Annotated in this window: 22 protein-coding genes; 21 read left to right on the forward strand and 1 reads right to left on the reverse strand. The window is 57.7% G+C overall.

What is annotated here, in order from left to right; genetic code table 11:
* Positions 1-46: 46 nt before the first annotated feature.
* The 21 genes from ACW9I6_RS05145 to ACW9I6_RS05245 all read left to right on the forward strand — a co-directional run bounded on the left by ACW9I6_RS05145 (position 47) and on the right by ACW9I6_RS05245 (position 18,393).
* On the forward strand, positions 47-352 hold the full coding sequence (locus ACW9I6_RS05145; RefSeq protein ID WP_177020059.1) for a HeH/LEM domain-containing protein: 306 nt from the start codon (positions 47-49) through the stop codon (positions 350-352).
* Between the two features lie 10 nt (positions 353-362).
* A complete protein-coding gene (locus ACW9I6_RS05150) occupies positions 363-740 on the forward strand; it encodes a hypothetical protein (RefSeq protein ID WP_032877402.1) in 378 nt (125 codons plus the stop codon).
* A gap of 2 nt (positions 741-742) precedes the next feature.
* Positions 743-1,135, forward strand: coding sequence for a hypothetical protein (locus ACW9I6_RS05155; RefSeq protein WP_457338976.1), 393 nt, complete (start codon positions 743-745; stop codon positions 1,133-1,135).
* A 1-nt stretch (position 1,136) separates the two neighbouring features.
* A complete protein-coding gene (locus ACW9I6_RS05160; RefSeq protein ID WP_457338977.1) occupies positions 1,137-1,793 on the forward strand; it encodes a hypothetical protein in 657 nt (218 codons plus the stop codon).
* Positions 1,790-2,209 carry a phage tail terminator-like protein gene (locus tag ACW9I6_RS05165; RefSeq protein WP_457338978.1) on the forward strand — a complete coding sequence of 140 codons (420 nt, stop codon included), beginning with the start codon at positions 1,790-1,792 and terminating at the stop codon, positions 2,207-2,209. Before ACW9I6_RS05160 ends, ACW9I6_RS05165 begins: the two co-directional genes overlap by 4 nt.
* Positions 2,210-2,281: 72 nt before the next feature.
* Positions 2,282-2,938 carry a phage tail protein gene (locus ACW9I6_RS05170; protein ID WP_457338979.1) on the forward strand — a complete coding sequence of 219 codons (657 nt, stop codon included), beginning with the start codon at positions 2,282-2,284 and terminating at the stop codon, positions 2,936-2,938.
* 3 nt (positions 2,939-2,941) lie between these two features.
* The gene (locus ACW9I6_RS05175; RefSeq protein WP_099547960.1) at positions 2,942-3,322 is read left to right on the forward strand and encodes a phage tail assembly chaperone; all 381 of its coding nucleotides are present in this window, start codon (positions 2,942-2,944) and stop codon (positions 3,320-3,322) included.
* A gap of 47 nt (positions 3,323-3,369) precedes the next feature.
* Positions 3,370-3,639: a DUF1799 domain-containing protein gene (locus ACW9I6_RS05180; protein ID WP_457338980.1), complete on the forward strand. Its 270-nt coding sequence runs from the start codon at positions 3,370-3,372 to the stop codon at positions 3,637-3,639.
* Positions 3,636-6,941 carry a phage tail tape measure protein gene (locus ACW9I6_RS05185; RefSeq protein WP_457338981.1) on the forward strand — a complete coding sequence of 1,102 codons (3,306 nt, stop codon included), beginning with the start codon at positions 3,636-3,638 and terminating at the stop codon, positions 6,939-6,941. The genes ACW9I6_RS05180 and ACW9I6_RS05185 overlap by 4 nt, the downstream gene beginning before the upstream one ends.
* Before the next feature lie 3 nt (positions 6,942-6,944).
* Entirely contained in the window at positions 6,945-7,283 is a 339-nt protein-coding gene (locus ACW9I6_RS05190; RefSeq protein ID WP_134326538.1) for a phage tail protein, read from the forward strand.
* An 11-nt stretch (positions 7,284-7,294) separates the two neighbouring features.
* Positions 7,295-8,047, forward strand: coding sequence for a phage minor tail protein L (locus tag ACW9I6_RS05195; RefSeq protein WP_457338982.1), 753 nt, complete (start codon positions 7,295-7,297; stop codon positions 8,045-8,047).
* A 2-nt stretch (positions 8,048-8,049) separates the two neighbouring features.
* Entirely contained in the window at positions 8,050-8,805 is a 756-nt protein-coding gene (locus ACW9I6_RS05200; protein ID WP_457338983.1) for a C40 family peptidase, read from the forward strand.
* 157 nt (positions 8,806-8,962) lie between these two features.
* Positions 8,963-9,778 carry a hypothetical protein gene (locus tag ACW9I6_RS05205; protein ID WP_457338984.1) on the forward strand — a complete coding sequence of 272 codons (816 nt, stop codon included), beginning with the start codon at positions 8,963-8,965 and terminating at the stop codon, positions 9,776-9,778.
* 221 nt (positions 9,779-9,999) lie between these two features.
* The gene (locus ACW9I6_RS05210) at positions 10,000-10,356 is read left to right on the forward strand and encodes a hypothetical protein (RefSeq protein ID WP_457338985.1); all 357 of its coding nucleotides are present in this window, start codon (positions 10,000-10,002) and stop codon (positions 10,354-10,356) included.
* A gap of 62 nt (positions 10,357-10,418) precedes the next feature.
* The gene (locus ACW9I6_RS05215; protein ID WP_457338986.1) at positions 10,419-11,030 is read left to right on the forward strand and encodes a tail assembly protein; all 612 of its coding nucleotides are present in this window, start codon (positions 10,419-10,421) and stop codon (positions 11,028-11,030) included.
* Between the two features lie 59 nt (positions 11,031-11,089).
* Positions 11,090-14,815 (forward strand): TipJ family phage tail tip protein, encoded by a 3,726-nt coding sequence (gene gpJ, locus ACW9I6_RS05220; protein ID WP_457338987.1) that lies wholly within the window; start codon positions 11,090-11,092, stop codon positions 14,813-14,815.
* 331 nt (positions 14,816-15,146) lie between these two features.
* Positions 15,147-15,803: a hypothetical protein gene (locus tag ACW9I6_RS05225; protein ID WP_457338988.1), complete on the forward strand. Its 657-nt coding sequence runs from the start codon at positions 15,147-15,149 to the stop codon at positions 15,801-15,803.
* 31 nt (positions 15,804-15,834) lie between these two features.
* Complete coding sequence (locus ACW9I6_RS05230; protein ID WP_457338989.1) at positions 15,835-16,878, forward strand: pyocin knob domain-containing protein; 1,044 nt, start codon at positions 15,835-15,837, stop codon at positions 16,876-16,878.
* Positions 16,865-17,398 carry a glycoside hydrolase family 19 protein gene (locus ACW9I6_RS05235; protein ID WP_457338990.1) on the forward strand — a complete coding sequence of 178 codons (534 nt, stop codon included), beginning with the start codon at positions 16,865-16,867 and terminating at the stop codon, positions 17,396-17,398. The genes ACW9I6_RS05230 and ACW9I6_RS05235 overlap by 14 nt, the downstream gene beginning before the upstream one ends.
* Positions 17,395-17,910: a lysis system i-spanin subunit Rz gene (locus tag ACW9I6_RS05240; protein ID WP_457338991.1), complete on the forward strand. Its 516-nt coding sequence runs from the start codon at positions 17,395-17,397 to the stop codon at positions 17,908-17,910. The genes ACW9I6_RS05235 and ACW9I6_RS05240 overlap by 4 nt, the downstream gene beginning before the upstream one ends.
* A gap of 15 nt (positions 17,911-17,925) precedes the next feature.
* On the forward strand, positions 17,926-18,393 hold the full coding sequence (locus tag ACW9I6_RS05245) for a DUF2514 family protein (protein WP_457338997.1): 468 nt from the start codon (positions 17,926-17,928) through the stop codon (positions 18,391-18,393).
* Here ACW9I6_RS05245 and ACW9I6_RS05250 read toward each other — a convergent pair.
* A complete protein-coding gene (locus ACW9I6_RS05250) occupies positions 18,382-19,485 on the reverse strand; it encodes an acyltransferase family protein (protein WP_457338992.1) in 1,104 nt (367 codons plus the stop codon). The genes ACW9I6_RS05245 and ACW9I6_RS05250 overlap by 12 nt on opposite strands.
* Between the last annotated feature and the right edge of the window lie 369 nt (positions 19,486-19,854).

The following is a 19,854-nucleotide window of genomic DNA, read 5'->3' on the forward strand; positions in this document are numbered from 1 at the left end:
ACATAACCTGGCGCCGTATGGCGCCGGGATGCTTTTGAGGTGACTCATGAAAGTGATCTACACGGACAAGCCGGGCAAAGAGCGCGGCGTGTGCTACCGCCTGCTGAGCGAATTCTTCGGTGTCATCGGTTCCGCCACTGAGGTGGTCGTCGATGGCGATGCGCCGGATATCTTCGATGCTTACCAGGCCGCCGGCATCAAGGTTTCCGACGGCAAGGAGCAGGAAGCACCTGAAACCGACCCTTTGAAAATGAAGGTCCCCGAGCTGAAAGAGTGGCTGAGCGCGAAGGGCATTACCTTCGACGCGACCGCCAGGAAAGAAGACCTGCAGGCCTTGGTGCCAGCGGAATAAGGACAAGCACATGACCGACTTCATCACCGTTGCCGATGTTGATGCCTCGCTGGGTCCTGACTGGGCTGGCACCGGTGACCCGGTCCTTGCTGTGACCATGGCCAATGCCTGGCTCACGGCCAAGATTAAGCGGGCTGTTCCCGATCCGGTCCCGGCCGAGATCAAAACAGCCGGCGCCCAGGTTGCCAAAGAGGCAGCGGCGGGCAAGTTGTACACGGCCACGCAGAAGGAAGTGCAGAGCAAGACGGTATCGGCTCAGTCCGGCACATCGGTGAGCAAGACCTACGTGGCGGGCTCTACCGATCAGTCGGCGGGCGTGAACTTCGCCCTGGCCTTACTGGAGCCCTGGATCAAGCGCTCCGGCGTGATGATGCTGAAGAGGATATGACCGTGGGCATGCGTGAAGAGATCCAGGCCGAATTGGCCGAGGCGTTCGATGATCCCGATGGCCTGGCCGATGCGGTCAAGCCGGTGACAGGCGTGCGCAAGGTCGCTGGCGAGTATGACCCCGACCTAGGCGGCGAAACGCCGGAGACCACCGTGACGTACTCGGGGCGCGGTGTTCTGGGCAGCTACCTGTCCAAGGAGATCGACGGCTCCCTCATCCAGTCCACCGACAAGAAGCTGCTCGTGCTGCAAAACGAGCTATTCGTATCGGAGGCCGGCGTTCCGACGGCGGTACCGGCAGCGCCGGCCATTGGCGATATCGTCAACGGGTTGCGGGTGATGAACGTGTCTGCGGACCCTGCTGATGCAACGTGGACGGCGCAACTGAGGAAATGACATGGCGAACAAGTACGCGAGCATGAACGGCAGCTTTGCCGAGAACATCCGTGACTTCGCCGAGCGCGCCCAGGCCGGTATCGACGCGACCATTCGCGAGATTGTTATCGAGATCGGCAGCAGCGTCATCCGCATGTCGCCCGTGGGCAATCCAGAGATATGGGCGGCGAACGTTGCGCACCGCCAGGCGAACGCCCGGGCCGCCGATGACTATGACTTCAAGGTCGCCGTGCGCAACACGCTGGTCAACCTCAACGAATCAAACTTCACCAAGGCCGGTAAGCTGCGGCGCGGGGTCAAGTACGCCAAGCCCCTGACCAAGACCGAGCGCGACCAGAACTTCAACGTGAACGGGCTGGTCGCGGGCAGGGACTACGTCGGTGGGCGATTTCGGGGGAATTGGCAGTTTTCCATTGGCACGCCTGCGGATGGCACGCTTGACCAGGTCGACCCGGTTGGTGGAGTGACGCTGGCCAAACTGCGACTACAGGTCCAGGCGCTGACTGCTGGTGAGACGGCCTTTATCGTAAACAATCTTCCGTACGGCATCCCGCTGGAGTATGGACACTCGACCCAGGCGCCCGGCGGAATGGTCCGGATCACTCTGGCCCGCTTCCAGCAGATCGTCGACGAAGCCACAAGGAACAACCAGGTATGAGCCACGCCATCATTGCGTCCATTTATGAGGCCAAGCTAATTGCCTGGAGCAAAGGCCGGGCGGAGCCGATCAAGGTTGTGTTCGAGAACGTCCAGTACGACCCGGCTGACGGAGAGACCTATCTGCGAGCGTTCATGCTCCCAGGTGATACAGCCAGCAGCACGCTAGCCGGCGACCATCGAGCATTCTTCGGCGTCTATCAGGTCAGCATTGTGGCTCCGGCCAATACCGGCAAAACCAAGACGAACCCGCTGGTAGCCGAACTGACCGCATTGTTTCCGTTGTACGCGCGAGACGCGAAGGCGAGCGTCACCGTCGTAACGATGTCACCGGTCGACCCTGGCCCCGGCATACCTGACCCACCTACATACACTGTGCCCGTGTCGTTCGAATATCGAGCTGACATCGCCACCTGAATACGCCCGTTGGGCAAATCCAAGAACCCGCCTCTGTGCGGGTTTTGTCATTTCTGAAAAGAGGAAACACCCATGGCCGGCATCCAAATGCCCAACGGCGCCACCCTTGAGATTGCATCGACTTACGGCGTTGCAATCCCGTTCACTGCGCTGACCAATGCCAATCCGGCAATCGCAACTGCTGCAGCCCATGGCCTGGCCGAGGGCGATGTAGTCGCCGTCAATTCCGGCTGGACTCGCCTCGACGGTCGTGGTGTCCGTGTGGGGGTAATTGCCAGCGGCACTTTCGCCCTAGCAGGCGTGAACACCACCAACGCTCAACAGTACCCAGCGGGCTCCGGTATCGGTTCCGTCCGCGAAGTGACCGCCTTCACCGAGATCTCGCAGGTCACCGAAATGAACTCGGCCGGTGGCGATCAGCAGTTCCTTACCTTTGGTTTCGTGGCCGACGACAACGACCGCCAGATGCCGACCACCAAGAACCCGATCACGCTGACTTATACCGTCGCTGACGATCCGTCCAAGCCCTATGTGGCGGTCTGCGAAGCGGCGGACGACGACAAACAGCCCCGTTTGCTCCGACTGAACCTCCCTGGCGGTAGCAGCATTATCTACAACGGCTACGTGTCGATCACCGCCACGCCGACCATGTCGCGCAACAACCTGATGACCCGCGTTATCAGCGTTGCCCTGACTGGCCTTCCAACTCGCTACGCGGCCACGGTGTAACCAATGGCCAAGTTCAAGCTGATCCAAAAGCCGACGTTCAAGGCAACGGTGTTGATCCAGCGGGCTGGCTACAACGCCGAAAAGGTGGAGTTCGAGTTCAAGTACTTGGATCGTACCGCGCTCGCTGAGCTGTACACCGGTTGGAACGAGCGGCACGACGAGCTGGGCAAGCAGGTCGGGGATATGGACCTCAAAGCTTTCACCGCCGCCCAGATCGCCCTGCAAGCTGACCAACTGCTGGATGTGGTGGTGGGCTGGGATATCGAAGAGGAATTCACGCCTGAGAACGTGCGCATCCTCGTGAATTCGATCAACTCGGCGCCGAAGGCAGTACTGAACGCGTACGCCGAAGCTTTTAGCGAGGCCCGCCTGGGAAACTCCTAAGCGCCTCGCGCGCGCTGTATGAGCCAGGGCCCTCAGACGCTGATCTGATGGCCTTTGGTTTGTCACGTCAGGACATACCCGACAAGGAAGTCGGTATCTGGCCCGACAATTGGGATGTTTTCAGAGTCTTCGAGGCCATGAGCACCCAGTGGCGTACAGGCGCGTGCGGCGCCACCGGCATGGACTACGGCGTTCTCTCCGGGGTGATTCGGATGTGTGGCGTACCGATCAGCCAGCGACAAACCATTTTCAGCGACTTCCGGCGGATGGAGGCTGAAGCCCTGCAGGTGATGGCGGAACAGAGAGAAAACAAATGAGCACCAATTTCGCTTCCCTGGGTATTGCTGTCGAGTCGTCGCAGGCCGCAAAGGCTGCTGATGATCTTGATAAGCTGGTCGATTCGGCTGAAGACGCCCAAAAGGCCATTGATGACCTCGGCAAAACAGGCGAAGGGCTGGCCAACACCGGCAAAAAGGTTTCCCAGGCAGAAGCGGACGTAGCGCAAAGCATCGATAAATCGACAGCAGCCAGGGACCGGCAAGCCGGTGCGAGTCGTAAAGCAACTGACAGCGCAGTAGCGGAAATCTCCGTCATCAGTCAGCTCGACAAGGCGATGACAGGCAACATCTCGAGCATGGAGTCGCTGGTTCAGGCTGAGGGCTTGCTAGAGCGTGCCCGCAAGGGAGGCTTGGTCACCATTGAGGAGCAGGCGAAGTACCAGGATCAACTGGGAAAGGCCTACGACAAGATTGAAAAGGCGGAAGCCAAAGAGCTGGCGCAGAAGCAAAAGCTGATCGAGGCAGAGAATCGTCAGATTGAGGCACTGAAGCGCACCGTCAACGGTATTGATCCAGTGACCGCCAAGCTGGCGAAGTTGGAGGCTCAGGAGAAGGCGCTCAATGATCTGCACAAGTCTGGTCAGATCGACGCCGAGCGTTACAACGAAGCCCTGGCAAAGATCGGCAAGGACCGAGCGGGACTGACTGAGGCCGCGGGCGCATTCGACAAGCTGAAGCTCGGCACACGCCAAGCTCAGGAAAACGTAATGCAGCTCGCCAATGCCATTCAGGCGGGTGACCTGGGCAGTGGTGCGCGCGCGATAGCTCAGCTGGGCGCTGGCGCCGGTGAATCGGCGAAAAGCCTCGCAGGGATGCTGATCCCAGCCGGCCTTTTGGTCGCTGTAATTGGGTCGCTGGGCTATGCCTACTTCGATGCGATGAAGCAGGCACGCGAGTTCAATGCCGCGATCAATGGCGGTACGAATGGTGCAGGGCAGACCATCGCCAGCCTGAAGGACATGGCCGACGGCGCCGGGCGCGTCACCGGCAACCTGTCCGGGGCGCGCGAGGCTGTCGTTTCGCTTGCATCCGGAGCAGCTACCAGCGGTACGCAGATGCGTAATCTGGCTGAAGCTGCAGCGGCCGTGAGTGAAGTAACAGGGCAGGGCGCCGGCGAACTTGCCAAGTCCTTTGCCACTGCCGGCGAGACGGCCACCGAAGCGGCAGGCAAGATCAGCAGTCAGTACGGGCTGCTGACACTTGAGCAGTACCAGGTGATCAAAGGGCTGGATGATCAAGGTGAAAGTCAGCGCGCTTTGGATGTTCTCAGCGAAGATTTGAATCAGGCCGCCTTAACGCGACTGAAGACCTACCGCGAGTCGCTCTCTGACGTTGAGCGCGACTGGGACAACATCAAGAACGCCATCAAGGGCGCGTACGCGGAAGTCCGGTCGGAGATCTTTCCCGACCTGGCCAAGCAGATCGAGATCACCCAGCGCGTGCTGGACACGCGCAGGGGCGGCGGCGTCGCTGGCGCAATTTCCAATGGGCTGAGCTCGTTGAATACGGCGCTTGGCCTTGGCACTGGCGAGCACGACGATTCCACGGCTGCGCTTGAGGCAAAACTTGCTGGACTTAAAGCCAGGCAGGCGGCCAGTTCCAACCTGGCGGTTACCACCGGTGAAAGCACCGACGCGAACCAGAAGGCCATTGAGGCTCAGCGGGCGCTGGATGCGCAGCTCGATAACGTCAACCCTTTGGCCAAGCGTCAGGCGGGCCTGAAAAAGCTCAACGATCAGTTTCGTGCGCTATATGAGAATGCCGAGAAAACCGGACAGAAATCGCCGCTTCTTGATGGTGTCAGCTTCGATGGTAACAAGTTCGCCGGCGGCGCCTATGACACGCTGCTGAAGGGGCTCCAGGACAAGAATAAAGACCCGAAAGCAGCCGGCACTCAGGTCGACCTCACCAGCTTCAACAACGCCAAGAACAACCTTGCAGCGATCGTTGACGAGTACAAAAACACCCAGAAGCGACTGGACGCCGCGGAGAAGGCCGGGCTCATTTCTCAGGCCGATTACGCGCTGAAGCGTGAAGCCCTGATCGGCAACCAGCGCGACGAGGTGACCGCAGCCTATGAGGCCGAGATTGCCGCGCTGGAGGCCGTCAAAGGCAAGAAGTCCACGACTGCTGCCCAGAGCATCCAGTTGGACCAGAAGATCGCTGACGCGCGCGCAGGGATGGTCAAGGCGCAGAAAGAGGCCGACAACCAGCTTGAGGTGTTGGCCACCAACGAGACCGGACGCCTGGCCAAGCAGGAACGGTCAATCACCACCTACGTGCAGGCCCTGGCTCAGCAACAGCGAGCCCTGGAACTTGCCGGCCAACGCGCAGTACTTGGCGTGGGCCAGGGGGACCGCCAGAACGCACTCAACGGCGAACTGAACAGCCAGCAAGACCGGTTTGCTCAGCAGTCGCTGGAGTTGGCCAACCAGAAATCCGACCCGTCGCGCAACATGTCGGAGGAGGAGTTCAAGCGAAAATCCCAGGCGCTCGCAGATGCGAACAAGGCCGCCACTGACCAGATCCGGCAGAACTATGCGGATGTGGAGAACGCCCAGGGCGATTGGACGAAGGGCGCGACGTCGGCGTGGGCCAATTATCTGGATTCGGCGAAGAACATCGCCGGCCAGACCAAGACCCTGTTCGGCAATGCCTTCAGCTCCATGGAAGATGCGGTTGTTAATTTCGCGCTGACCGGGAAGCTGTCGTTTGCTGACTTTGCCAAATCGATTCTTGCAGACATGACGCGGATTGCCACTCGGCAAGCGAGTTCGCAGCTACTCAGCAGCTTGTTTGGCGCAGGGCTGAGCTACTTCGGCGGCAGTGGTTCTGGCGGGGCAAGTCAGGCCGGGTACACCGGTACCGACCTTTCTAACTTCACTCCAGGCAGCATTCAAGCCAAGGGTGGCGCCTGGTCGGGCGGTGTGCAGATGTTCGCCGACGGAGGTGCATTCACCAACACCATCGCCACGGGGCCAACATTGGCGCCCATGGCGCTGTTTGGTGAGGCCGGGCCAGAGGCAATCATGCCGCTCACCCGCACAGCCAACGGCAAGCTGGGTGTTTCTGCGGTTGGAGGCGGCGGTGGCGGGGTAAGCCTGAGCCTCAGCATGCCGATCATCCTGACGGACCAGGAGGCCGGCCGCCCGGACGGCGCCGAGTTCGACGCCGAACTGTTCCAGCGCAACATGGAGACGCGCACCCGGCAAATCGCAACAGAAGAGATCGCCAAGTCTTGGCGCCAAGGCGGCGTGAGCAGCCGAAACGTAAAAGGATGATTTATGGCAATCGAGCGATTCACCTGGGCCACTGAAAAGGGCGTCGAGGGTGATATCAAGCAGCGCGTACGCACCAAGCAGTTTGCCGACGGCTACGCGCAGTCCACCGAGGACGGGATCAACAACAAATCCCAGTCCTGGCCGGTCACCTTCACCGGCATGAAGAGCCGCATCAAGGACATCATGGACTTCATCGACCGGCACAAGGGCGCAAAGGGCTTCCTCTGGGAGCCGCCCCTGGGCGACCTAGGCCTCTACAAGTGCAACGGCTACAAGCCAGTGCACCGCGGCGGCCAGGTCTACGCCATCACCGCGACCTTCGAACAAACCTTTCATCCCTGAGATAATTACCCATGGCACTGATCACGGACATCCAGAAACTGGAGCCCGGCGCCGAAATTCGCCTGTTCGAAATTGACGGAACCGAATACGGCGCGGATTACCTGCGCTTCCACGGTCACGCCATCCCGCACACGCCCGAGGAGTTGCTGGCCTACGAGCATTCGGAAGAGGATCTGCCGGCCAAGTCGATTTGGTGGCAGGGCGCCGAATACGCGGCATGGCCAGTGCAGATCGAGGGCATTGGCTCCAACAGCGACGGCACGGCCACCAGGCCGACGTTCGCCGCCGGCAACATCAATGGGCGCGTCACTGCGTTGTGCCTGGCCTTCGAGGACCTGCTGAAATTCAAGCTCACTGTTCGCGAGACCCTGGCCCAGTACCTGGACGCCGGGAACTTCGCCGAAGGCAACCCAACGGCCGATCCGACACAGGAAGGACTGGAGATCTGGTACATCGACCAGAAAACCAGCGAGGACGGCGAAGCTGTGGTCTGGGACCTTTCGTCCCCGGGCGAGATCGATAACCACGGGCTACCCGGGCGCCAGATGACAACCTTCTGTCACTGGGCCATGACCAATGGTTACCGCGGGCCGGACTGCGGCTACACCGGTGCGGCCATGTTCGACGACGAAGACAACCCCACAGATGACCCAGCCAAGGACCAGTGCAAGGGTTGCCTGTCGTCCTGCAAGTTGCGCTTCGGCGAGAACAACGAACTTTCCTTCGGCGGATTCCCTGCCGTGTCCCTGATAGCCAGGAGCTGACCATGCGCAAGCACATCATTGCGGCCATCCAGGCGCATGCAGCGGCGGAGTATCCGCGCGAGTGCTGCGGCTTGCTGCTGGCAGTCGGCAGGGCGCAGAAGTACTTCCCGTGCCGGAACATCGCCACGGAGCCGAACGAGGAGTTTCGGCTCAACCCCGAGGACTACGCTGCGGCGGAAGACCAGGGCGAGGTGATCGGCATTGTCCACTCGCACCCGGACGCCACCAGCAGGCCTTCGCCGCACGACCTGGCCATGTGCGAGGCTACGGCCTTGCCTTGGCACATTCTGTCGTGGCCCGAGGGGGATCTGCGCACGATCACGCCTACCGGCAGCACGCCGCTGCTCAAACGCCCGTTCGTGCATGGGGCCTGGGACTGCTGGCAGATCTGCGCTGACTGGTACCAGCGCGGATGGGGGATTGAGTTTGAATCCTTCCAGCGCGTCGATGGCTGGTGGGAGAGTGCGGAGAACGCAAGCCTGTACGAGCAGCACTACGAGGCCGCCGGCTTTGTTCGCGTTGACCGGCCGCAGCGCGGCGACCTGATCGTCATGCACGTCGGGCGGACTGTTCACCCGAATCATGCCGGGATTTACCTGGGAACTGATCCGGTGCTGCCCGGTGAGGAGTCAGGCACTTATGGTTCCGGGCCTTTTCTCCTGCATCACCTTTACGGTAGACCGTCCGAAATAATTGTTTTTGGTGGCCCATGGCACGATCGAACACGCCTGATCCTCAGGCATATAGATGCAAAATAATCGTTTTAGGAGCGAAAGGGCGCTTCTGCCAAAATTGGGACGTATGAGATTGCTGATATCTTAGCTAGACACTGTGATGGCTATTTAGTAGCCTTGAATTCGCTTTTTTTGGATGCGTTTCGTTCATTATTAATTTGTGGGGCAGGAGAAATTAGACTTGAGTGTTGCAAACAAACTTCTGTCTGAGGTCTATTTCCATGAGCTGGAAACAAGGGATCGTATATCTAGTCGCTTGCAGATTAATATTGCTGTATATGCAAGTTTCTTCACCGTAACTGCATATATGTTAAGGATGATAGACTACGGCTCTCATCCTGTAGGGCTGACTCTTTTTTATGTGAGTATTTCTTTTGTTCTTATTTTTATAGTTCAATCTGGTTATAAGACCGCAACATCTCTGACTGGGTTTGAATATCGTACGCTTCCAAAGGCTATAGAGGTTTTGAATTTTCGCGATGGATTGGAGCGTGTGAAGGCTCAGCGGATTTCATATAATGAAAAGTACGGTATGAACTATGCTGTGCCTAATCCCGAGGGTGATACGGAGAGCTTTTTAGCTACTATCACTGCGAAGTGTATTGACTATAATCATGAAGTGAACGAAATGCGCCGGGTAGGCACGAAACTTTCTACTAAATACATAATCAATGCGCTGTTTCCACTCGCGGTCGCTACCGGTGTTTTTGTTGCTTTTGATTTGGATGCATCTTCTCCTCGGAAAAATTTACTCACGCAAGATACGTCATTATCCGAGCAAGTTAAGTTGGTTAATGAAAATCTTGTAGCATTGGAACGTGTTAAAATCCAAAAAGGTGAAGCTATGAGTGGTACTGAGAAAGATACTGGCAGTCGTGATAATACGCCGCCGCCACCGCCGCCGGCTCTTCCGACAGAGCCAGTATGGCAGGTCTCTACGGAAGATTTTAAAGTTAAGCTTCCAGATAAAGCTGATTTTCTCAAAGAACATAAATAAATCATTTGGGTGGCCTTTTGGCCACCCTAACTTAAGGCGGATAAATTTATATTAGTTTGATATTATTACGACTTCTTAGTCTGGCCGTAAGCCCATGCTACTAGTAGTAAATCATTGATTTCCTTATGCCGTATTTGCGGTCAAAGGGGATGGGTTCAATCTCTTTGCCTGGAGTATAAATCTTCGTTTTTTTAGCCCAGCCAAACCACAGAGGGAACGACATGCGGATTTTGATAGCGGCGGTAGCGGTGGCGGTGGCGATGCTGGCGGGGTGCATGGCGCCGACGATGAACGAGGCTCGCCAAGAAGGGCCGTACAAGGTGCTGACCTCACAAAAAACTGACGCAGCACTGGCTAAATGCGTCCAGTACGAATGGCAGAACCAGCCAATCTTCGGCGGTACGCCTGGAGCAACGCTACAGCCAGGGCGCGACACCGGATACACGGTCTTTACTGAGGGCTCACAGTACTTCGTTGATATCCAGCCCAAGGGGTCAGGCTCCGAGGCAAAGTATTACGTGGTGGTTGGTAACTGGATTGCGAATAAACGGCTTACCGCGCTGCAAGGCTGCCTGTAGCAGCACGTCAAATTATTCAAGGCTCGCTTCGGCGGGCTTTTTTATTGCCTGGAGAAAAGCACATGGCGTCACTTGCCATCAATTATCAGCCCATGACCACGATCTTGCTCTACGGCCAACTTCGACAGTTTGGGCGGTCCTTCCGGATGGCGGTGAGGACTCCGGCTGAAGCCATCAAGGCTTTGTGCGTTCAAATACCGGGGTTCGAGCGCTTCCTTTCCAATGCCAAATCCCGGGGGGTCGAGTTCGCCGTATTCCGCGGCGCGACGAACCTGGCGGAAAAGGAACTGGGGTTTGTCGGCGAAGGCGATATCCGCATAGCCCCCGTCATCACCGGCAGCAAGCGGGGCGGGGCGCTCCAAACCATTATCGGGGCCGTGTTGATCGTCGTCGGTCTCGTGATTACCGGTGGTACCTTCGGCGCGGGCGCGCCATTTGGCTCGGCCCTAATAATGATGGGTGGGTCGATGATCGCCGGCGGCGTGATCCAGATGCTCAGCCCGCAGGCCGGGGGCCTCAAGACCAGCGCCGCACCGGAGAACACACCCGGCTACGCCTTCGGTAGCGCCAAGAACACCACCGCATCAGGCAACCCTGTTCCGCTTTGCTACGGCAAGCGACGGGTAGGAGGCGCAATCATCAGCGCCGCTATCTACGCCGAAGACCAGATGTAGCCAACACCTGAAGCACCGCAGCCGCCCATGAGGCGGTTTTTTATTGCCTGGAGAAAAGCATGGGCGCAGCACGCAAGATTGATATCCACGGCGCCAAGGGCGGCGAAGAGAAACCAAAAACGCCAACTGAAGCCCCGGACAGTCTCCGTTCAGTCGCCATCGCCAAGATGCTGATCGCCATCGGGGAGGGTGAGTTCGAAGGCACACCAACCGCCAAGGATATCTACCTCGATAACACCCCGCTGCAAGACCCTCAGGGCAACATGAACTTCCCGAACGTTAAGTGGGAATGGCGCACCGGTGCGGTGGACCAGACCTATATCCAGGGCATCCCGTCGATCGAGAACGAAACTACCATCAGTACCGAACTGCGTAGTGGTACTCCTTGGGTTCGCGCAATCAACAACGTACAGCTTTCGGCAGTGAGGGTTCGCTTCGCGTGGCCAGCGCTCCAGTCTGTGGACGCCGGCGGCAACATCAACGGGTACCGGATTGAGTACAAGGTTGAATTGGCAACCGACGGCGGCGCTTACCAGCAGGTGCTGAGCGAGGCTGTCGACGGTAAGACCACCAGCGTGTACGAGCGAACCCGCCGAATCGATTTGCCAAAGGCTACTTCTGGCTGGCTGATGCGTATCACGCGACTGACGATCAACCAGAACAACAACAAAATCTCCGACACGATGCAGATCGCCGGCTTCACTGAGGTGATCGACGCCAAGTTGCGGTACCCGAACACCGCGCTGCTCTACATTGAATTTTCCGCCGAGCAGTTCCGGAGCATTCCGGCGGTGACCGTCGAGACCAAGCTCAAGAAAATGCAGGTACCGAGCAATTACGACCCGGTGTCGCGTTCATACACCGGGATCTGGGACGGCTCCTTCAAGCAGGCTTGGACTGATAACGCGGTTTGGATGACCTACGACATCACCACGGCCGATCGCTTCGGCCTGGGCCGCCGCATCAAACCGTGGATGGTCGATAAGTGGGAGCTCTACCGAATTTCCCAGTACGCGGATCAACTCGTGCCAGACGGTAAGGGCGGCATGGAGCCGCGCTTCATCTGCAACCTGAACCTGCAGAGCAAGGCTGATGCCTGGTCCTTGCTGCGTGACATCTCGGCGATCTACCGGGGGATGACCTACTGGGCCCAGGGCCAGGTGTTCACCCTGTCGGATATGCCGCGCGCCACTGACTTCGACTTCGCCTATACCCGGGCGAACGTCATCGATGGCAAGTTCACCTATTCCAGCGCGTCGGAGCGCACCCGCTACAGTCGGGCCCTGGTCAGCTACGACAACCCGCTGAACAACTACGACACCGACGTCACGGCCGTGACCGACCAGAAGCTGCAGCGGCGCTACGGCGACAACCCGCTGGAGATCAGCGCGATCGGCTGCACGCGTGAGTCGGAGGCGCAGCGCCGCGGCAAGTGGGCTTTGCTCACCAACTCCAAGGACCGGGCTGTCACCTTTAAGGTGGGCCTGGACGGGCGTATCCCGCTTCCCGGCTACGTCGTTCCGATCGCGGACGAGCTGCTGGCTGGCCGGCCCGTGGGCGGGCGCATCTCGGCGGTGAACGGAAAGGTCATCACCTTGGATCGCGATACCCAGGCCAAGCCCGCCGACCGGCTGATCCTCAACTTGCCCGACGGCAAGTGCGAGGGGCGCACCGTGCAGTTGGTTAGCGGCCGGCAACTCACGGTCACCACGGCGTACTCCGTAGCGCCTGAGCGTGAACTGGTGTGGGCGCTCGACGCTGACGACCTGGCCATCCCGCTGTACCGGGTGACCAGCGTTTCCCGGCCAGAGCCTGGCGTGTTCGAAATCTCGGCTGTGCAGTACGACCCGAGCAAGTTCGCGCACATCGACACCGGCGCTCGGCTGGAAGAGCGGCCGATCAGCGTTATCCCGATCACCGTAGTTCCAGCACCTGCCAGCGTCACGCTGACATCCAGCTACGCCGTGAATCAGGGCATTGCCATCAGCACCATGAACATCTCGTGGCCAGCCGTGAACGGCGCGGTCGCCTACGACGTGGAGTGGCGCAAGGACAGCGGCAACTGGATCAAGGTGCAGCGGACAGGTTCGACCAGTGTTGACGTCACCGGCATCTACTCGGGCGCCTATTTGGCCCGGGTCCGCTCGGTGAGCGCCTTCGAGATATCGTCGATCTGGAAAAGCTCCAACCTGACCAATCTGGAAGGGAAGGTCGGGCTACCGCCGGCGGTGGCTTTCCTGACCACCACCAGCGAACTTTTCGGCATCAGCATCAAGTGGGCTTTCCCGCCTGGCGCTGAGGATACCCAGCGCACTGAACTGTGGTATGGCCCTGCAAACGATCTGGGCTCCGCTACCAAACTGGCCGACCTGGCATATCCGCAGGCCGACTACCGCATGCAGCAACTGCTGGCGGGCGCCACGCTGTTCTTCTGGGCGCGCCTGGTGGACCGTACCGGCAACATCGGGCCGTTCTATCCGGTTGTGAATGGGGTTATGGGCCAGGCAAGTTCGGATGCTGGGCCGATCCTTGAGCAGATCAAAGGGCAGATTGACGAAACAGCACTGGGCCAGCACCTGAAGGACCGCATAGACCTGATCGACGGCAACGGGCCAGGCTCGGTGAACGGTCGCATTGACGCGGCCAAGGAAGAGCTGGAGCAGCTGATCGACCAGGTGGTGGATGCTCTGGAGTACGTGCCATCCAAGGCATACGTGCTGAACGACATCGTGCGCATGGGCCAACACCTGTACCAGGCGAATGGCCCAGTACCGGCAAACAACCCGCCGCCGAACGCCACTTACTGGGTCGATATCGGCACGGTAACGCAGACCGTGAACGCTCTGGTCACGCAGGTTCAGCAAAACTCGGCCACGATCAATCAGCACGGCCAGGACATCAACGCCCAGGCACAGCAGTTGAACGCGGTGAAGGCCACGGTGAACGATCCGGTCAGCGGCGTAAATGCCACTGCCAGCGGGCTAAGCACCCTGAAGGCATCGGTTACCACGCTCGACGGCAAAGTCACCACCACGGCGCAGCGGGTCGACGGTATTTACCTGCAGGTCAACCCGCCGCTCCAAGGTGATGACACTGCGCTGATGGGTTCGGAGGCCAGTTACGTCGGTGTCTGGTCTACCCAATCCGCCCTGATCGAGGGCGACCTGGCGCAGGGTCAGCGCACGGAAGTCGTGGAGGCCAGCGTTGCAGCGAACAATGCCGCGATCGTCAGCGAGCAAACCGCGCGCATCAATGCCGTCGGCGCTCTTTCGTCAAGCATTGAAACGGTGAAAACGTCGGTGAACGGCAACACCCTGGCAATCCAGACCAACACCACCGCCATTCAAACGGTCGACGGCAAAGTCACGGCGAACTGGTCAGTGCGGATGCAGTACGAAACCGCCACCGGCCTCTACAAGTACGCAGGTATCGGCCTGGGCCTGGAGAACGGACCGGGCGGCTTGCAGTCGCAGTTCATCATCGATGCCGATCGATTCGCTATAGGTCAGGGCGGGAAGTTTCCGTTTGTGATCCAGGGCGGGCAAACGATCATTGCGGACGCGTTTATAGGCAATGGCACGATCACCAACGCCAAGATCGGTAACTACATCCAGTCGAACAATTACGTGGCAGGCCAGACTGGCTGGAAGCTGTTCTTCGACGGCACTTTCGAAATAAACAGCTCATTGGGCGGACAGGCTCGACAGGTAATAAACAACGCTGGCGGCAAAGTGTTCGACGAGAACGGCACGAAACGTTACCAATGGGGAGATCTTTCCGCATGAGCTATGGCGCGAGAATATGGGGGCCGACCGGCCTCCTTGAGCTTGATGAAAACTCCTTTACCGTGGGCGTAATTTACTCCGCGATAGTTCAGTCAGGCGCAGGACAAGGGCGAAGTAAATTTATATCGATCGCCGGAGTTAATACTTCTAATCACTCGGCAGTTTGCGTGCCTGTTGCTGCTTATGGCACAAGTGCGCAAAATTATGCATCAATTCAATACACCCCAGTTGTTAGTTCGGGAGGGGTTACCATATATTTCGGATGCCCCTCTACTCAAACTGGTCCTATTGGCACTAGTCCGCAAAGGCTGCTTGTTATGAGGTATCGCTGATGTCATACGGTGTTACTTTCATTAATAACCTTAACGTAGTGACACTTGACTCTGAATTCTCAAGACTGGTGGTACTTGAGAAAGGGGCATGGAATGGCTCGGGTTCAGGTGTACTGGTGCAATTTTCTAAAACCATCACAACGGACGAACCTCCACTAGTATTCGTCAGACCTTCCCAATCCAATACATTTTGCTTTTGCTTGGTCCGTGGTTCTTCAGGGGCGTGGACAGGGTTTTCTTTCGTAGGAATCACAGGCCAAGCGACCTCTGGAAGCTGGTTTGTCGGAGCGTTCAAGTCAACTCCTACGGCCAAGTATGGTTTCCGTATTTGGGACGCCAATAGCAAACTTTTATTCGACAATGGTACGCCCTGCGCTCAATTCACCAGAACCTTGACCAGCTGGACCTATCTTGGCGCAACCCAAACCAGCCAGGGCGTATATAGGCTGAGTTGGACCGCGCCATCTAGCCTATCAAGTGGGGACTATATGCTTCTCAACAACATAGCAATGGATGTTGCGGGAAGTACTTCCAGGCAGGGGAATATGTACGCTGTTTGGGAATATCCAAATGATCGACTTGTCATTCAAGTTGTAGGTGTGGATATTCAGACATCTCTATATGTGCCTGTAGTATTTGCGAAGCCTGTAAATTAAATTCAAAGTTGTGACGGTTTAGGAGTTGCTCATGGCAAGACAGGAAATCAATCTCGGAACCGTACCTACTGGGGCGGGTGGTGATACGACACGTAGTACTGGCGTAAAAATAAATCAAATGTCTTTGGAGATTTATTCAGCGCTTGGCTCTCCAAGTGGCGGCGTTATTCCCTCAGCACTGCCCGTGAATCGTGGTGGTACAGGAGGAACAACCCAGGCAGAAGCGCAATCCGCCCTTGGCTTAGGTAGCGCTGCCACACGAAACGTCGGTACAGGGCCGGGCAATGTCCTAGGTTATGGCTCATTCGGGCTCGGCGGGCGCGCGCCAGATATTCCGGGCAATTCCTTTAACGCTATTGGCGATACAGGCATTTACCGCAGCACGGGCGGAACTACAAATAGCCCTACGAATTATGGCTATGGCACGCTGTTCGTGGAGAATTATGACGCAGGTTTCACCGCCCAGCACGCCACGTCATTTTCTGGCCGGCTGTTTTTCAGGATCAACAACAATTTCAGCTGGGGCAGCTGGGGTGAGATCTACACGACGATGAACACTACCCGCGGGAGTGGCGGTGCACTTTCGGCTGCGTCACCTATCGTGCGTATCGCCAACGTGGCAGCGAGCGAGAGGCGAGACCTGCTGGAGCAAACTTTCCAGTCCGCCGGAGCATGGGGCGTTGCGAACGAAGATGCGCGCGGTGTGCTGGTGGAGCGCCTTTCAATTGGTGAATACCGAGTGACAGGCAGTCTGGGCCTGGCGCTTGAGGGTTGGCGGACGCATGACCCAAGCTCTCCGGATGGTGGCCGCATGCTGGGCATCACCGACAGCCAGCAAGACGACTCCGGCAATGTGATCATTCGCCTATTCAAGCAGCGTTGGACGCTCACGGACGATGGCGAGATGGTGCCCGGGCGTGGCGCTCCGATTGACGTGCCTCTCAATAGCTGGATTGACGTTCGACTGGAAATGCCCAAAACCCAGATGCCGCCCCCGGCTGCTAGTGCACAAGATAGCCAGGCAGACGCGGATGCAGAAGCGTCCTCCATAGGAGAAACCCATGCCGATCAATGAGCAGCAGTTGCTGCAGATCCTCCCGAACGCCGGCCGCCAAGCCGGCGTTTTTGTTCCTGTGCTGAACGTGGCCATGGCCAAGTACGCAATCGTCACGCGGCTGCGCATTGCTGCCTTCATCGCCCAGGTCGGGCACGAGTCGGGACAGTTCCGCTGGGTGAAAGAGTTGTGGGGCCCCACGCCGCAGCAAGCTGGGTACGAAGGGCGTGCCGATCTGGGCAACAAGGTGAATGGCGATGGCTTCAAGTACCGTGGCCGTGGCCTGATCCAGGTCACCGGGCGGGCCAACTATGCGGCGTGCGGCGATGCCCTGGGCCTGGACCTGATCAATAAGCCAGAACTGCTCGAGCAGCCGCAGTACGCTGCAATGTCGGCGGCGTGGTTCTGGTCCTCCCGGGGGCTGAACACCCTGGCGGACCAGAACGATTTCCTGAAGATCACCAAGCGCATCAATGGAGGCGTGAACGGGTTGGCCGATCGCCAGGAGCTGTACGAGAAGGCGCTGAAGGTGCTGGCATGACGCCGGTGCAGAAGCTGGCCGGCCTTGCGGTGCTGATCCTGGTGCTGATGGCCACCACCGCCGGCGTTACCTGGCAGGTTCAGGACTGGCGCATGGGCAAGAAGCTCTCCGAGCAGGCCGGCCTGCACCAGGATGACCTGGCCGCGATCAGCAATGCCGCCGCCGCCCAAGCGCGCGCCGAGCAAGACAAGCGCCTGGCCACCGAGCAGCAACTGGCCGTCGCCGACCAACAACACTCCAAGGAATTATCCGATGCCCAGCGCAACCAGGCTCTGCTCCGTGACCGTCTTGCTACTGCTGATGTGCGGCTGTCAGTCCTCCTTGTCGAGGACCCAGCCAGTGGCTGCGACGTGCCTGCCACCCCCGGCGCCGTCGGCGTGGTTCATGCAGCCCGTAGAGCCCAACTTGACCCAGCGCATGCGCAACGAATTATCGCCATCACCGACGACGGTGATAATGCCGTGATCGCGCTGCGGGCGTGCCAGGCGTACGTGAGGGCTATTGCGCGCTGATAGGCTGGATCAGCGCTGGTCCTTTGTTCCGCGCATTTCCCACGGCAGCGCCGACCCCGAACCACAAACGCGACATGGCAGGAGCAATGGAATGCCCGCGATACACGTGACGCCAAGGCAAAGGAATTGAACGAGGCGACCGAGCGCACCAAAGAACAAGCCCGCCAACAGGCAATCAACAAGGTGGTCCAGAATGGCCAAACTCTTATCGATACCGCTGCTGCTGCAGTCACTGCTGCTAACCGTGAGTCTGACCGGTTGCGTAGCGCAGCCGACGCTGTTGCCGCTCGATTCACAGCCAGTCAAGGCAGCAGCCATTCCTGCACTGCCGCAGCAAGCGCAGCAGCTACCCACGCCGTCATGGTGCTTGCCGACGTGCTTAAGCGCGCTGACCAGCGAGCGGGCGATTTGGCAGGATATGCTGATCAAAGCCATGCCCGTGGAATGACTTGCACTCAGGCTTATCAAAGCCTAGGAGAATAGGCGACTGTTACGGATCATTCGGCCGCCGCTACGAGAAATAGGCGCCTCGAAGAATCTGTACATGAGCATGGCTATGGCAATCGAAGCGGCGACCCATCCGAATCTCCAGATTTCCGCGCTCCATCCAGGCAGATCAAGATATGCCTGTGTTGCCTTAGAACCCACGATCGTAAAAATTCCCCAGTGGAACAAATACAGGCTGAATGAGCAATTTCCAATAGAATTCATGATGGAAACCGGAGTCGCAATAGCGATATGTTGGCTTAGTAGCCAGCCACGTTTCTCACTGTTTAATAGGGAAATTATCAACAGGCCAGATGCTAGTGAAACACCGACCACGGTGAAATAAAGCTCTCCGTTGCCTAAAGCTGCTGACGGCGAATAGATGACACCCGCAAGAGTTATCATCGAAAGAATGAATGCCACTGCAGGGTGAATCCATGAAAGCTTTTCTTGGTAAAGGTATAGAGCTATTCCCGTGGCAAATAGAAGCTGAAATTGAGAAAATAGATGATGGCCAAGTGGGTTAACGAGCCAGGGGTGATTCGGGGAAATTGAATACAGGACTGCACCTACACCAAATAGAGAAAAAATAACTAGCATGAGCATTTTGTGGCTGTAGCGAAGTAGCACAAGAGATGACACTAGATAGAAAAGCATCTCGAAAATCAAAGTCCAGCCCACCGAGTTTATTGGCTTGACGGTGCTTGGAAGTAATAATAACGATCTTATGTAAGACTCTGTGTTAAACGGAGTTCCATACGCAAAAGACACGTTGAAGACATAAAAGCCGACCAGGGCAAATATAAATGACAGCCACCATATGGGGTAGATCCTGATGATTCTCTTCGCCAGGAAAGGACGGATTTTGAATTTTCCGCTCGACGTGACGTGAGTGATGATGAATCCGCTGACAACAAAAAACAGATAAACAGCCCAATGGCCGCGACTGTATGCGAAGGGGATGTTGACGGTGTGCTCGCTAGGCATCATGTCTATCGCAATGTGCGAGTGGAATAGGACAATGAGCAGGGCGGCTATGCCTCTCACGATCTGAATGGATATGTATTGGCTGTTGTTGCTTAAGGTCATTTTCTATATCCGTTTTTATGGTCGTCCGACGCCGATCAGGCGACCTGTTCGGAGGCCGGCCAGATTACAGAATCGTTACGTCGAAGGCCATGTTGAATTTTTGGGGCGGCTGGTACTCTACGTTTGGCGGGGGCGCCGGGGCCGGTGGGACAATCATGGGACAATGGATGTCCCATATAGTCCATCATGCAGATGATGGATTATTAGTGGAAAGCCAATGGATACGCGGGTTTCACCGGTTTATGCCAATGAAATTGAAGAACGATGACGGATTGCAAATCCGCCTACGCCGGTTCGATTCCGACCTCGGCCTCCACTCTTAGAAACCCCGTAGATTAACGTCTACGGGGTTTTTTATTGCCTGTGATT

The organism is Pseudomonas sp. SDO5522_S412, from assembly GCF_054071215.1.

Coding starts and splice junctions, on each gene's coding strand:
- ACW9I6_RS05145 (WP_177020059.1), top strand. CDS start 47: ATGAAAGTGATCTACACGGACAAGCCGGGCAAAGAGCGCGGCGTGTGC.
- ACW9I6_RS05150 (WP_032877402.1), top strand. CDS start 363: ATGACCGACTTCATCACCGTTGCCGATGTTGATGCCTCGCTGGGTCCT.
- ACW9I6_RS05160 (WP_457338977.1), top strand. CDS start 1,137: ATGGCGAACAAGTACGCGAGCATGAACGGCAGCTTTGCCGAGAACATC.
- ACW9I6_RS05165 (WP_457338978.1), top strand. CDS start 1,790: ATGAGCCACGCCATCATTGCGTCCATTTATGAGGCCAAGCTAATTGCC.
- ACW9I6_RS05170 (WP_457338979.1), top strand. CDS start 2,282: ATGGCCGGCATCCAAATGCCCAACGGCGCCACCCTTGAGATTGCATCG.
- ACW9I6_RS05175 (WP_099547960.1), top strand. CDS start 2,942: ATGGCCAAGTTCAAGCTGATCCAAAAGCCGACGTTCAAGGCAACGGTG.
- ACW9I6_RS05180 (WP_457338980.1), top strand. CDS start 3,370: ATGGCCTTTGGTTTGTCACGTCAGGACATACCCGACAAGGAAGTCGGT.
- ACW9I6_RS05185 (WP_457338981.1), top strand. CDS start 3,636: ATGAGCACCAATTTCGCTTCCCTGGGTATTGCTGTCGAGTCGTCGCAG.
- ACW9I6_RS05190 (WP_134326538.1), top strand. CDS start 6,945: ATGGCAATCGAGCGATTCACCTGGGCCACTGAAAAGGGCGTCGAGGGT.
- ACW9I6_RS05195 (WP_457338982.1), top strand. CDS start 7,295: ATGGCACTGATCACGGACATCCAGAAACTGGAGCCCGGCGCCGAAATT.
- ACW9I6_RS05200 (WP_457338983.1), top strand. CDS start 8,050: ATGCGCAAGCACATCATTGCGGCCATCCAGGCGCATGCAGCGGCGGAG.
- ACW9I6_RS05210 (WP_457338985.1), top strand. CDS start 10,000: ATGCGGATTTTGATAGCGGCGGTAGCGGTGGCGGTGGCGATGCTGGCG.
- ACW9I6_RS05215 (WP_457338986.1), top strand. CDS start 10,419: ATGGCGTCACTTGCCATCAATTATCAGCCCATGACCACGATCTTGCTC.
- gpJ (WP_457338987.1), top strand. CDS start 11,090: ATGGGCGCAGCACGCAAGATTGATATCCACGGCGCCAAGGGCGGCGAA.
- ACW9I6_RS05225 (WP_457338988.1), top strand. CDS start 15,147: ATGTCATACGGTGTTACTTTCATTAATAACCTTAACGTAGTGACACTT.
- ACW9I6_RS05230 (WP_457338989.1), top strand. CDS start 15,835: ATGGCAAGACAGGAAATCAATCTCGGAACCGTACCTACTGGGGCGGGT.
- ACW9I6_RS05235 (WP_457338990.1), top strand. CDS start 16,865: ATGCCGATCAATGAGCAGCAGTTGCTGCAGATCCTCCCGAACGCCGGC.
- ACW9I6_RS05240 (WP_457338991.1), top strand. CDS start 17,395: ATGACGCCGGTGCAGAAGCTGGCCGGCCTTGCGGTGCTGATCCTGGTG.
- ACW9I6_RS05250 (WP_457338992.1), bottom strand. CDS start 19,485: ATGACCTTAAGCAACAACAGCCAATACATATCCATTCAGATCGTGAGA.